The following is a 12,041-nucleotide window of genomic DNA, read 5'->3' as shown; positions in this document are numbered from 1 at the left end:
TACCGCCTCGCTCTAGGCAAACACTGCAACTTCAGGCATATAATTTGCTTATGACAACAGCCGAGCGCCTGGGTTAACCCAGGTGTTGTGTAGTGGATGGCGCATCGCGCCGGCGAACAAGGTGTTAAGCCCCTGCCATGAAACCATCGCTAGTCCTGAGAATGGGCCAGCAACTGACGATGACACCGCAGTTGCAACAGGCCATACGCCTCCTCCAGCTATCCACCCTGGACCTTCAACAGGAAATCCAGGAAGCGCTGGAATCCAATCCCATGCTCGAACGCCAGGAAGAAGGCGAAGACTTCGACAACAGCGACCCGCTGGCCGATAACATCGAGCAGAAAACCACGCCTGAAATTCAGGAACCCAGCTTTCAGGAAACCACCGCACCGACGGTCGACAACCTGGAAGACGGCGAGTGGAACGACCGCATTCCCAATGAGCTACCTGTCGACACGGCCTGGGAAGACATCTACCAGACCAGCGCCAGCAGCCTGCCCAGCAACGATGACGACGAGTGGGACTTCACCACCCGCACCTCCGCCGGCGAGAGCTTGCAGAGCCATCTGCTGTGGCAATTGAACCTGGCGCCGATGTCCGATACCGACCGGCTGATCGCCGTGACGCTGATCGACTGCATCAACAACCAGGGCTACCTGGACGAGACGTTGCAGGAGATCTGCGACTCGTTCGACCCGGAACTGGACATCGAGCTCGACGAAATCGAGGCCGTACTGCACCGCATCCAGCAATTCGAGCCCGCTGGCATCGGCGCCCGCGATCTGAGCGAGTGCCTGTTGCTGCAACTGCGCCAATTGCCTGCCAAGACCCGCTGGCTGGCCGAGGCCCAGCGCCTGGTCACCGACTTCATCGACCTGCTGGGCAGCCGCGACTACGGTCAGCTGATGCGCCGCATGAAGATCAAGGAAGACGAGCTGCGCCAGGTGATCGAGCTGGTGCAAAGCCTGAACCCGCGCCCCGGCTCGCAGATCGAGTCCAGCGAGGCCGAGTACGTGGTGCCCGACGTGATCGTGCGCAAGGACAACGACCGCTGGCTGGTAGAGCTGAACCAGGAGTCGGTGCCACGCCTGCGGGTCAACCCGCAGTACGCAGGCTTTGTGCGCCGCGCCGACACCAGCGCCGACAACACCTTCATGCGCAATCAGTTGCAGGAGGCGCGCTGGTTCATCAAGAGCCTGCAGAGCCGCAACGAAACCCTGATGAAGGTGGCCACGCAAATCGTCGAGCACCAGCGCGGCTTCCTCGACTACGGCGACGAGGCAATGAAACCGCTGGTGCTGCATGACATCGCCGAAGCGGTGGGCATGCACGAATCGACGATTTCCCGGGTGACCACGCAAAAGTACATGCATACCCCGCGTGGTATTTATGAGCTGAAATATTTTTTCTCAAGCCACGTGAGCACCTCCGAGGGCGGCGAATGCTCGTCCACGGCGATCCGCGCGATCATCAAAAAACTGGTGGCTGCCGAAAATCAGAAAAAGCCGTTGAGTGACAGCAAGATCGCTGGTTTACTGGAGGCACAAGGCATCCAGGTAGCCCGTCGCACCGTCGCCAAGTACCGCGAGTCCCTCGGGATCGCACCGTCTAGCGAACGCAAGCGATTGATGTAGCCCCGCAGCGCGCAAGCGCTGCCCGGTGGGCACCTGAGGTGTGGCAGCGTTCCTGCGGCAGGTGTTCCACCTGCCTCTTTATGCAATAGCAATAAGGAGATGCGGTATGCAAGTCAACATCAGTGGACATCAACTGGATGTGACCGAACCCTTGCGCACTTATATCAGCGAGAAGCTCGCCCGATTGGAGCGCCATTTCGACAAGATCACCAATGTGCAAGTGACGATGACGGTGGAGAAACTCCTGCAGAAAATCGAAGCCACCTTGCACGTTCCCGGTGGTGAAGTGGTCGCCAACGCCGAACATAGCGACATGTATGCGGCCATCGACCTGCTCACCGACAAGCTTGACCGCCAACTCAAAAAACATAAGGAAAAACAGCAGAGCGTGCTGCAAGGCGCGAATGCTCGCTGACACTCCCCACCCATGATCCGACTTGAAAACATCCTGACCCCTGGCCGTTCACTCGTGAACGTGCCAGGCGGCAGTAAAAAGAAAGTGCTCGAACAAATTGCCAACCTCATTGCCCGGGAAATACCCGAGCTTGGGATGCAAGACGTCTACGAAGCCCTGATTGCCCGTGAGAAACTCGGTTCCACCGGTTTCGGCAACGGCATCGCCATACCCCATTGTCGTCTGGCTGGCTGCGAATCGCCGGTCAGCGCCCTGCTGCACCTCGACGCCCCCATCGACTTCGATGCCATCGACGGCGCCCCGGTAGACCTGCTGTTCGTACTGCTGGTCCCGCAAGCGGCCACCGATGCGCACCTGGAACTGCTACGGCAAATCGCCAGCATGTTGGACCAGAAGGACGTACGGGACAAACTTCGCTCGGCAGCCAGCAACGAAGCCTTGTACAAGGTCGTGCTGGACGTTCAAAACGGTCACTAAGCATGCGCCTGATCATCGTCAGCGGCCGCTCCGGCTCCGGTAAAAGCACAGCCTTGGATGTACTCGAGGACAACGGCTACTACTGCATCGACAACCTGCCTGCCGGGTTGCTGCCGGAACTGGCCGAGCGCGCGTTGATCCATACCGAACTGGCGCAACCGCTGGTGGCCGTGTCTATCGATGCGCGCAACCTGCCCAGCCACCTGACCCGCTTCCCCGAGTTGCTCGAGGAAGTGCGCGGTCGGCACATCCAGTGCGACGTGCTGTACCTGGACGCCGACGAAGAAACCCTGCTCAAACGCTTTTCCGAAACCCGCCGGCGCCATCCACTGAGCAGCGCCAACCGCTCGTTGGCCGAAGCCATTCGGGTCGAAACCTCGCTACTGGGGCCGATTGCGGACCTGGCCGACCTGAAAATCAATACCACGCACCTGAACCTGTATCAGCTGCGCGACGCCATCAAGCTGCGCCTGCTCAACCAACCTGAGCCGGGCACTGCGTTCCTGGTCGAGTCGTTCGGTTTCAAGCGCGGCATGCCGGTGGATGCCGACCTGGTGTTCGACGTACGTTGCCTGCCCAACCCGTACTGGAAGCCAGAACTGCGCGACCATTCAGGCCTGGACCAACCGGTGATTGAATACCTGGCTGCCCAGCCGGACGTCGAAGAAATGTATCAGGACATCAGCAGTTATCTGCTTAAATGGCTGCCGCGCTTTGCCGCCAGCAACCGCGCCTACGTGACCATCGCCATTGGCTGCACGGGCGGCCACCACCGCTCGGTGTACCTCACCGAGCGCTTGGGCCAGGCGCTCCAACAAACGCTCAAGAATGTTCAGGTTCGCCACCGCGACCTTAGCTGAAAGGACCCCCACCGCGATGCCTGCACGTGAAATCGAAATCATCAACAAGCTTGGCTTGCACGCCCGGGCAGCCGCCAAATTCGTCGGCGTGGCTGGCCGCTTTCCCGATTGCCAGGTGCGTATCGGCCGCAGCCCGGACAGCCTGGTAGACGGCAAAAGCATTATGGGCGTGATGATGCTGGCGGCGGGCAAAGGCACCCAGGTGCACCTGAGTACTGCGGGGGCCGAAGAGGCCGAAGCGATGGCAGCGATTGTCGAGTTGATCAATAACCGCTTCGACGAAGGCGAATAAAACATCGCCCTCGCCCCAACCCTCTCCCGCAGGGAGGGGGGCTGGGGTGAGGGCCACGGCAACCCCGCCCCATCATGACAGCGCCGTATCCATCACCATCATAAGGCAAAAGCCCACGCACAACCCCAGGCTCGCCAACTTGTGATGCCCGTTGCTGCGCGACTCGGGGATGATCTCATGGGTCACCACCAGTAGCATTGCCCCCGCCGCCACGGCCAAGCCCAAGGGCAACAACAGTTCAGCCAAGCCCACCAGCCAGGCACAGAGCACGGCGAACACCGGCTCCACCAGCCCTGATGCCGCACCTACCAGGAACGCCTTGAACCGCGACATGCCGGCGCCAGCCAGTATCAGCGCGATCACCAGACCCTCTGGCACATCCTGCAGGGCAATGCCCATGGCCAGGCTGTCGGCGTCGGGCATGCCGCCGCCGGCCGATACGCCGATGGCCATGCCTTCGGGAATATTGTGGGCAATGATCGCGAACACGAAAATCCATATGCGTGCTGGGATCGGCGGTTGTTGCGGGGTGCCCACCAACACTTGCGGCGACACCCCGGCCACCTGGCGGTCCACCAGGTACAGGCAGAACGCCCCGAACATGATGCCAAAGCTGATCAGGCTACCGGCGCCCCAGCGGGAAAACCCAATGGTTTGCGCGGCATCCAAGCCTGGGATGATCAGCGAGAACGCCGTGGCCGCCAGCATCACGCCTGCGCCGAAACCCAACAGGGTGTCGGCCACGGCCACCGGCATGCCACGGATCACCAGCACCGGTACCGCGCCAAGCGCGGTGCCCAGTGCTGCGATGGCACCACCCTCCAGTGCACGCAACAGTCGTGGGTCCAGGTCCAGCCAGGCCAACGCCTGTATGGCCAGCAACGAAAGCCCGGCCAGCGTCAATACGCTGCCCAGGGCCAGGCGCAACAAGCGCCCGCTACCAATGGAAAACGCCTGAGCCCCCACTATTTGACGACTCACGCCACGGCAGCCCGGTAACGCCGCTCAACCTCGGCCCAGTTGACCACGTTATAAAACGCCCCGATGTATTCCGGGCGCCGGTTCTGGTATTGCAAGTAGTAGGCGTGTTCCCACACGTCCAGGCCGAGGATCGGCGTGTTGCCGTTCATCAGCGGGCTGTCCTGGTTGCCACTGCTCTCCACCACCAACTTTTTTTGCGGGGTTACGCTAAGCCACGCCCAACCGCTGCCGAAACGGGTCAACGCAGCCTTGGTGAAGGCCTCCTTGAACGCCTCGAAGCCACCCAGTTGCTCGTCGATGGCCTTGGCCACCGAGCCCTGTGCCGGGCCACCACCCTGGGCCGACATCACCTCCCAGAACAACGAATGGTTGGCGTGCCCGCCGCCCTGGTTGATCACTGCCGGCTGCAGCTTTTCGGGCAGTTGCTTGACGCTGGCCACCAGCTTCTCGATCGGCCACTCGGCGTACTCGGTGCCATCAACCGCCGCATTGAGGTTATTGATGTACGTTTGGTGGTGCTTGCTGTGGTGGATCTCCATGGTCTTGGCGTCGATGTGCGGTTCCAGCGCGTCATAGGCGTAAGGCAGGGCAGGCAAGGTATAAGGCATGGTCAATGAACTCCGTAGTGAACCATTTGCGTGGATGTTCCCTGGCTGAACAGCAGGCGCGAGGTGCGCGGGTATTCGCCGTATTCACCAATAAAGCTCAACAGCTCGGCGTAGGTCTTGCTGCTATGGCGCAGCGCGGCCTCGCGCAAGGCCTGCGGCAGGCGCCGGTCTTGCGCGGCCTGCAACAGGTATTGATGAATGGCGCACAAGTACTCGGCGCTCTCCTCCGGCTGCATCAGGCGCAGATGCAGGTCGGCCAGGTTGTGATGGCTGATGACGCAGGCCGCCACGGCTTCGTCGACGTCCGCCCAGCGCTCGAACAACACCTGCGCCAGGGCCAGCGCCTGCAAATACAGCTCGCGGGCGTCAATCAAGTCGCCGGCGTTGAAACAGCGGTTGGCCATCTCGATGGTGCGTTTCCAGTGCTGCATGTTTGCCTCCAAAGCCGTAAGGCTGTCAGATGCCGCCTGCGGTGAGCTTTTCCGGGTCCAGCAGCACTTGCAGCTGGGTACGTGAAAGCTCGGTGTTTTCAAGAGCCACGTCGATGATCGGCCGGCCTTCCTTGTAGGCCTGCTTGGCAATCTCGGCGGCTTTTTGGTAGCCAATGATGGGGTTGAGCGCAGTCACCAGGATCGGGTTGCGCGACAACGCTTCCTGCAATTTGGCCTGGTTGACCTTGAAGGTGGCGATCGCCTTGTCCGCCAATAAGCGGCTGGCATTGGCCATCAGCTCGATGCTGCCAAGCAGGTTTTGGGCGATGATCGGCAACATCACGTTCAGCTCGAAATTGCCCGACTGCCCCGCCACCACGATGGTCGCGTCGTTGCCGATCACCTGGGCTGCAACCATGGCAGTGGCTTCCGGGATCACCGGGTTGACCTTGCCGGGCATGATCGAGGAGCCCGGCTGCAGGCCTTCCAGCTCGATCTCACCGAGGCCGGCCAGGGGGCCGGAGTTCATCCAACGCAGGTCGTTGGCGATTTTCATCAGCGACACGGCGGTGGCCTTCAGTTGCCCAGACACCGACACGGCGGTGTCTTGCGAACCAATCAACGCAAACAGGTTGGCGCCCGGAGTGAATTCGACACCGGTGATTTGGCTCAACTGCCGGCTGAAGCGCGCGGCAAATTCAGGGTGGGCGTTGATCCCGGTCCCCACGGCTGTACCGCCCTGGGCCAAGGACTGCAGGGCCGGCAGCAGGTTTTGCAGGTGGCCGACATTGGCCTTCAGTTGCGCCGCCCAGCCGTTGAGCACCTGGCTCATGCGCACCGGCATGGCATCCATCAGGTGGGTGCGGCCGGTCTTGATGTAGGGGTGCACCTGCTCGGCCTTGGCCTCGATCACCTGCACCAGGTGCTGCAATGCTGGCAACAGGTGCTCGTGCAGGGCCAATGCGGCGCTGACGTGGATGGTGGTGGGGATGATGTCGTTGCTGCTCTGGCCACAGTTGACGTGATCGTTGGGGTTGATGGCCTCGCCCGACTGGCGGCTGGCCAGGGTCGCGATCACTTCGTTGGCGTTCATGTTGGAACTGGTGCCGGAGCCGGTCTGGTAGATGTCCACCGGAAAGTGTTGGATAAAGTCACCGGCCAGCAGTTGCTCGGTGGCGGCGACGATGGCCTGCCCTTGCGCTGCGCTGATCTGCCCAAGCTCGACGTTGGCCTTGGCGGCCGCAGCCTTGGCCAGCACCAGCGCGCGAATGAACTGGCGCGGCATCGGCTGGTGGCTGATGGGGAAGTTGTTCACCGCGCGTTGAGTCTGGGCACCGTACAGCGCCGCCTCCGGCACTTGCAGTTCGCCCATGCTGTCACGCTCGATACGGGTATTACTCATCGGAATATCCTTGCAGCAGTTCAGTGAGAGAAATCGATGGCAGCAGCTCGCACACCGCAAGCTCGCGGCCATGCTGGTGCCATTGGTGAAGCTGTTCGGGGGTGCGCGCGGCCTGGCGCATCTCGCGCAAGGGGCGATAGGCTTGGTCCAGGCACTGGCAGCGCCAATGCCAAGGCAATGCCGGATCGGTGGCGGTATTGAGCAGCAAACGGAACGAGGTGCGCGCCACCGTCCAGTCGCAAGTGGGCGTGAATCGCGCCAGGTAGCGGCCTTCGGCCAAGTAATGTTCGATCAGGCGCGGCTCGTCGGGTGACAACGCACACCGTATCTGGCGGCTCAACCAACGCCAGTTTTCCAGATAAGGCAGCTCTTGCACGGCAGGCTTCATCGACGCACCTATTTCGATAATGATATTTATTATTAAATGGAAACGAGAATCAAAACAAGAGCACGGACTTGTAGGAGCGGATTTATCCGCGAAAAAAAACGCCGCAGTGTGTCTAAAGCACCGTGGCGTTTTTTTGCGGACAAACCGGGGCGCCGGACTGCCGCTCCCTACAGGGTGACCAGGGCGACGATCAACTACCCGCCACGGTCATCTTCTCGATCAATACCGAGCCGGTGCGCACGTTGCTGCGCAGTTCCAGATCGTTGCCCACCGCGACGATCTGCTTGAACATGTCCTTCATGTTGCCGGCAATGGTCACTTCCTGGACCGGGAATTGGATTTCGCCATTTTCTACCCAGAAGCCTGCAGCACCGCGCGAATAGTCGCCGGTGACCATGTTCAGGCCTTGGCCCATCAGCTCGGTCACCAGCAGGCCGCGCCCCATGCGGCGCAGCAATGCGGCCTGGTCTTCGTCGCCATGGGTGACGAACAGGTTGTGCACGCCGCCCGAGTTGGCGGTGCTCGGCATGCCCAGCTTGCGGCCCGAATAGGTACCCAGCACGTAGGACACCAACCGGCCGTTTTCGACGAACGGTTTGGCATAGGTGGCCAGGCCGTCACCGTCGAACGACGCACTGCCCATGGCGCGCATCAGATGCGGGCGCTCATCCAGGGTCAACCACTCGGGGAACAGGGTCTGGCCCATGGCGCCTTCCAAAAACGAGGACTTGCGGTACAGGTTGCCGCCAGACACCGCCGACAGGAAACTGCCAAACAGACCACCAGCCAGTTCCGCGCTGAACAGCACCGGTACTTCGCAGGTCGGTACCGGGCGTGCGCCCAGGCGGCTGGCAGCGCGCATCGCGGCGCGTTGGCCAATAACGCGAGCATCGGTCAGCAGGTCGCCCTGACGGTTAACGTCGTACCAGTAATCGCGCTGCATCTGGCCTTCGGCCTCGGCGATCATCACGCAACTCAGGCTGTGGCGGGTGGACGCATAACCACCGACGAAACCGTTGCTGTTGCCATAGATACGGCAGCCCTGGTGACTGCTCAGGGTAGTGCCGTCGGCGTTCTTGATCCGTTTGTCAGCGTCAAAGGCGGCGGCTTCGCACTCCAGGGCCAGTTCGATGGCCCGCTCCGGGCTGATGTCCCAGGCGTGGTACAGGTCGAAATCCGGCTGCTCGGTGGCCATCAGCGCAGCGTCGGCCAGGCCCGAAGCCTCGTCTTCGGAAGTATGCTTGGCAATGGCCAAGGCCGCGGCCACTGTTTCACGAATGGCGTCGGGGCCGGTGGCCGAGGTGCTGGCCGAGCCTTTTCGCTGGCCCACGTACAAGGTGATGCCAAAGCCCTGGTCGCGGTTGAACTCCACCGTCTCCACTTCACGCTGGCGCACCGAGGTGGACAGGCCCTGCTCCAGGGACACTGCCACTTCACAGGCGCTAGCGCCCTGGCGGCGGGCTTCGGCGATAATCTGCTCGACCTGTTCCTGCAGTGCCGGCAAGGCCTGCGGACCCACGGTTTGGACTTCGCTCATAGTGTTCTCCACTCAAAATCTGCTTTGCGCGGGGGTCAAGCTACGACCGGGCCGGACAAGCGGCCCCCGACTGGTTATCATGGCGGCGTTTATTAGCGGACTGCCCCCATGGTTGATTCTTACGACGACTCCCTCGACGAGGGAAAAAGCAAAACTCAGGTCAAGCGCGAGATGAATGCGCTGGTCGATCTGGGCGAGCGCCTGACAACGCTCAAGGCCGATATCGTGGCCAAACTGCCCCTGACCGACGCCTTGCGCAAAGCGCTGGCCGACGCGCCCAAGCACACCCGCGAACATTGCCCGCAAACGGCATATCCTGTTCATCGGCAAGCTGATGCGCGATCAGGACACAACGGCGATTCTGGTGTTGCTCGACCAACTCGATGCCTCCACTCGCCAGTACAACGAACGTTTCCATAACCTGGAGCGTTGGCGCGATCGCCTGGTCAGTGGCACCGACGAGGTGCTGGAAAAATTCGTCGGTGAATACCCCGACGCCGACCGCCAGCACTTGCGCCAGTTGATCCGTCAGGCTCAACACGAAACCGCGCAAAACAAGCCACCAGCGGCCACTCGCAAAATCTTCAAGTACATCCGCGAGCTGGACGAGACTCAGCGCGGCCTGAGATAGATGAAAGCAGCCTCGAGCTGCACGCTGCAAGCTGACCAACGTCTGCTTGCAGCGTGCAGCTTATAGCTCGCCGCTGCCGTCAGGCTCCTGTACCGCCCACGGTAATCGCATCGATCTTCAGCGTCGGCTGGCCCACGCCTACCGGCACCGACTGGCCATCCTTGCCGCACGTGCCTACCCCACTGTCCAGGCTCAGGTCGTTACCGACCATGGACACTCGGCTCATGGCTTCAGGGCCATTGCCGATCAGTGTGGCGCCCTTGACCGGCACGGTGATCTTGCCGTCTTCGATCAGGTAGGCTTCGCTGGTGGAAAACACGAACTTGCCGCTGGTGATGTCGACCTGACCACCGCCCAGGTTGGCGCAGTAGATACCCTTTTTCACCGACGCGATGATTTCCGCCGGGTCGCTTTCGCCTGCGCGCATGTAGGTGTTGGTCATGCGCGGCATCGGCAAATGCGCGTAAGACTCGCGGCGGCCGTTGCCGGTGCGGGCCACGCCCATCAGACGCGCGTTGAGCTTGTCTTGCATGTAGCCCTTGAGCACGCCGTTCTCGATCAGCGTGGTGCACTCGGTGGGCGTGCCTTCATCGTCCACGCTCAGCGAGCCACGGCGGCCGGCCAGGGTGCCGTCATCGACGATGGTGCACAGGCTGGAGGCAACCATTTCGCCCATGCGGCCGCTGTAGGCCGAACTGCCCTTGCGGTTGAAGTCGCCTTCCAGGCCATGGCCCACGGCTTCGTGCAGCAATACGCCGGACCAACCGGAACCGAGCACGACTGGCAAGGTGCCGGCCGGCGCCGGAATCGCTTCCAGGTTCACCAGCGCCTGGCGCAGTGCTTCGCGGGCATACCCCATGGCACGGTCGTCGCTGAGGAAGTAACGGTAGTCGGTACGCCCGCCACCGCCGTGGCCACCGCGCTCGCGACGGCCGTTCTGCTCGACGATCACGCTGACGTTGAAACGCACCAGCGGCCGCACATCGGCGGCCAGGCTGCCATCGGCGGCCGCGACCAAAATGCGTTCCCACACTCCGGCCATGCTCACGGTGACCTGCTGGATACGCGGGTCAAGCAGGCGCGTGGCGGCGTCGACGCGCTTTAGCAGGTCGACTTTCTCGGCGCGGGTCAGCACGTCCAGCGGGTTGTCCGGGCCGTACAACTGGGCCACGTCCTGGCTGGTAAACGCCTGCACGCGGCCGTTCTGCCCGGCGCGGGAGATGGAGCGGGCGGCGCGGGCCGCCTGGATCAGCGCGTCCTCGGTGATGGCGTTGCTGTAGGCAAAGCCAGTTTTCTCGCCGGATTGGGCACGCACGCCCACGCCTTGGTCAAGGTTGAAACTGCCTTCCTTGACGATGCCGTCTTCCAAGGCCCAGGACTCGGAAATCTGCCCCTGGAAATACAGGTCGGCAGCGTCGATGCCCGGGCCTGCCAACTCGCCCAGCACCGATTGCAGGCTGTCCAGGGTCAGGCCGCCGGGGGCCAGCAGGTGTTCGCTGACGGTGGATAACATCTCGCTCATATTCACTCCGCGATATACGCAGGCCGCTGTGCGCCCTGCGAGAAAAAGCGCCGGTGGCTGACCACTGGCATGCGCGCCCGGATGGACGCCTGTTCGCTGCTGTCCCGTTCGGCCAGCAGCACGGCTTCGCCTTGATCCTGTTCGGCGATGATACGCCCCCACGGATCGACGATGGCCGCGTGACCATAGGTTTCACGCGGCCCTGGATGAATGCCGCCTTGGGCGGCGGCCAGTACATAGCATTGGGTTTCGATGGCACGGGCGCGGATCAGTACCTCCCAGTGCGCGGCGCCTGTCACGGCGGTAAAGGCCGAAGGCGCGGTAATCAATTCGGCGCCAGCCTGGCGCAACTCGCTGTACAGCTCCGGAAAACGCAGGTCGTAACACACCGTCAGGCCCAGGCGCCCCACCGGGGTATCGGCCACTACCACGTGCTTGCCATGAGCATAGTCGTCGGACTCGCGATAGCGCCCACGGGCATCGGCCACGTCCACGTCAAACAGGTGCAGCTTGTCGTAGCGCGCCACCGTCTCGCCCGTATCGCTGACCAGCAGCGAGCAGGCATGTACCTTGGCATCAGGCTGGCCTTGGGGCGGCAACGGCAAAGTACCGGCCACAATCCATAACTTGAGGTCGCGGGCGGTCTGTTTCAACCACGGCAGGATCGGCCCGTGACCAGCGGCTTCGGCGCGGCCCAATTCGGCGGCGTCGCGGCGCCCCAGGGCGGCGAAGTTTTCCGGCAGCACGGCAAGCTTGGCACCGCCCTCGGCGGCTTGCTCCAGCAAGGCGCGGGCCCGGACCAGATTGGCCGCCACGTCGCTCTGGCTGACCATTTGAATCACCGCAAAGGACATTTCACGCTC

General features: G+C 62.2%; 13 protein-coding genes and 1 pseudogene. 6 read left to right on the top strand and 8 right to left on the bottom strand.

Going from position 1 to position 12,041, the window contains the following annotated elements; all coding sequences use genetic code 11:
• The first annotated feature begins 137 nt into the window (after window positions 1-137).
• From L9B60_RS16445 to L9B60_RS16425, 5 genes are all read left to right on the top strand, one after another.
• Window positions 138-1,634 carry an RNA polymerase factor sigma-54 gene (locus L9B60_RS16445; protein ID WP_249671705.1) on the top strand — a complete coding sequence of 499 codons (1,497 nt, stop codon included), beginning with the start codon at window positions 138-140 and terminating at the stop codon, window positions 1,632-1,634.
• A 106-nt stretch (window positions 1,635-1,740) separates the two neighbouring features.
• The gene (gene hpf, locus L9B60_RS16440) at window positions 1,741-2,049 is read left to right on the top strand and encodes a ribosome hibernation-promoting factor, HPF/YfiA family (protein ID WP_249671703.1); all 309 of its coding nucleotides are present in this window, start codon (window positions 1,741-1,743) and stop codon (window positions 2,047-2,049) included.
• Window positions 2,050-2,061: 12 nt separating this feature from the next.
• Window positions 2,062-2,526 carry a PTS IIA-like nitrogen regulatory protein PtsN gene (ptsN, locus tag L9B60_RS16435; RefSeq protein WP_249671701.1) on the top strand — a complete coding sequence of 155 codons (465 nt, stop codon included), beginning with the start codon at window positions 2,062-2,064 and terminating at the stop codon, window positions 2,524-2,526.
• Window positions 2,527-2,528: 2 nt separating this feature from the next.
• Window positions 2,529-3,386 carry an RNase adapter RapZ gene (gene rapZ / locus L9B60_RS16430; RefSeq protein ID WP_249671700.1) on the top strand — a complete coding sequence of 286 codons (858 nt, stop codon included), beginning with the start codon at window positions 2,529-2,531 and terminating at the stop codon, window positions 3,384-3,386.
• Between the two features lie 16 nt (window positions 3,387-3,402).
• The gene (locus tag L9B60_RS16425) at window positions 3,403-3,678 is read left to right on the top strand and encodes an HPr family phosphocarrier protein (RefSeq protein ID WP_249671699.1); all 276 of its coding nucleotides are present in this window, start codon (window positions 3,403-3,405) and stop codon (window positions 3,676-3,678) included.
• Between the two features lie 72 nt (window positions 3,679-3,750).
• Here the strand turns inward: L9B60_RS16425 and L9B60_RS16420 are convergent, their stop codons facing one another.
• From L9B60_RS16420 to pmbA, 6 genes are all read right to left on the bottom strand, one after another.
• A complete protein-coding gene (locus L9B60_RS16420; RefSeq protein WP_249679754.1) occupies window positions 3,751-4,644 on the bottom strand; it encodes a ZIP family metal transporter in 894 nt (297 codons plus the stop codon).
• A gap of 11 nt (window positions 4,645-4,655) precedes the next feature.
• Window positions 4,656-5,267, bottom strand: a complete 612-nt coding sequence (locus tag L9B60_RS16415; protein WP_249671698.1) for a superoxide dismutase — start codon at window positions 5,265-5,267, stop codon at window positions 4,656-4,658.
• A gap of 2 nt (window positions 5,268-5,269) precedes the next feature.
• Window positions 5,270-5,698, bottom strand: a complete 429-nt coding sequence (locus tag L9B60_RS16410) for a DUF2753 family protein (RefSeq protein WP_249671697.1) — start codon at window positions 5,696-5,698, stop codon at window positions 5,270-5,272.
• Window positions 5,699-5,723: 25 nt separating this feature from the next.
• Window positions 5,724-7,100: a class II fumarate hydratase gene (locus tag L9B60_RS16405; protein WP_249671696.1), complete on the bottom strand. Its 1,377-nt coding sequence runs from the start codon at window positions 7,098-7,100 to the stop codon at window positions 5,724-5,726.
• Window positions 7,093-7,488, bottom strand: coding sequence for a FagA protein (locus L9B60_RS16400; protein ID WP_249671695.1), 396 nt, complete (start codon window positions 7,486-7,488; stop codon window positions 7,093-7,095). The genes L9B60_RS16405 and L9B60_RS16400 overlap by 8 nt, the downstream gene beginning before the upstream one ends.
• A gap of 190 nt (window positions 7,489-7,678) precedes the next feature.
• Window positions 7,679-9,025 (bottom strand): metalloprotease PmbA, encoded by a 1,347-nt coding sequence (gene pmbA, locus L9B60_RS16395; RefSeq protein ID WP_249671694.1) that lies wholly within the window; start codon window positions 9,023-9,025, stop codon window positions 7,679-7,681.
• Window positions 9,026-9,133: 108 nt separating this feature from the next.
• Here pmbA and yjgA point away from each other — a divergent pair.
• A pseudogene (gene yjgA / locus L9B60_RS16390) lies at window positions 9,134-9,656 on the top strand (ribosome biogenesis factor YjgA).
• Window positions 9,657-9,735: 79 nt separating this feature from the next.
• On the opposite strand, the gene tldD reads toward yjgA, so the two are convergent.
• The gene (gene tldD / locus L9B60_RS16385) at window positions 9,736-11,178 is read right to left on the bottom strand and encodes a metalloprotease TldD (RefSeq protein WP_249671693.1); all 1,443 of its coding nucleotides are present in this window, start codon (window positions 11,176-11,178) and stop codon (window positions 9,736-9,738) included.
• 2 nt (window positions 11,179-11,180) lie between these two features.
• Entirely contained in the window at window positions 11,181-12,032 is an 852-nt protein-coding gene (locus L9B60_RS16380) for a carbon-nitrogen hydrolase family protein (protein ID WP_249671692.1), read from the bottom strand.
• Between the last annotated feature and the right edge of the window lie 9 nt (window positions 12,033-12,041).

Source organism: Pseudomonas abieticivorans, from assembly GCF_023509015.1.
GTDB classification, from domain to species: Bacteria; Pseudomonadota; Gammaproteobacteria; order Pseudomonadales; family Pseudomonadaceae; genus Aquipseudomonas; species Aquipseudomonas abieticivorans.
Note: the sequence above shows the minus strand (reverse complement) of the source record. Positions and strands in the feature narration are given on the sequence as shown.

Coding starts and splice junctions, on each gene's coding strand:
- L9B60_RS16445 (WP_249671705.1), top strand. CDS start 138: ATGAAACCATCGCTAGTCCTGAGAATGGGCCAGCAACTGACGATGACA.
- hpf (WP_249671703.1), top strand. CDS start 1,741: ATGCAAGTCAACATCAGTGGACATCAACTGGATGTGACCGAACCCTTG.
- ptsN (WP_249671701.1), top strand. CDS start 2,062: ATGATCCGACTTGAAAACATCCTGACCCCTGGCCGTTCACTCGTGAAC.
- rapZ (WP_249671700.1), top strand. CDS start 2,529: ATGCGCCTGATCATCGTCAGCGGCCGCTCCGGCTCCGGTAAAAGCACA.
- L9B60_RS16425 (WP_249671699.1), top strand. CDS start 3,403: ATGCCTGCACGTGAAATCGAAATCATCAACAAGCTTGGCTTGCACGCC.
- L9B60_RS16415 (WP_249671698.1), bottom strand. CDS start 5,267: ATGCCTTATACCTTGCCTGCCCTGCCTTACGCCTATGACGCGCTGGAA.
- L9B60_RS16410 (WP_249671697.1), bottom strand. CDS start 5,698: ATGCAGCACTGGAAACGCACCATCGAGATGGCCAACCGCTGTTTCAAC.
- L9B60_RS16405 (WP_249671696.1), bottom strand. CDS start 7,100: ATGAGTAATACCCGTATCGAGCGTGACAGCATGGGCGAACTGCAAGTG.
- L9B60_RS16400 (WP_249671695.1), bottom strand. CDS start 7,488: ATGAAGCCTGCCGTGCAAGAGCTGCCTTATCTGGAAAACTGGCGTTGG.
- pmbA (WP_249671694.1), bottom strand. CDS start 9,025: ATGAGCGAAGTCCAAACCGTGGGTCCGCAGGCCTTGCCGGCACTGCAG.
- tldD (WP_249671693.1), bottom strand. CDS start 11,178: ATGAGCGAGATGTTATCCACCGTCAGCGAACACCTGCTGGCCCCCGGC.
- L9B60_RS16380 (WP_249671692.1), bottom strand. CDS start 12,032: ATGTCCTTTGCGGTGATTCAAATGGTCAGCCAGAGCGACGTGGCGGCC.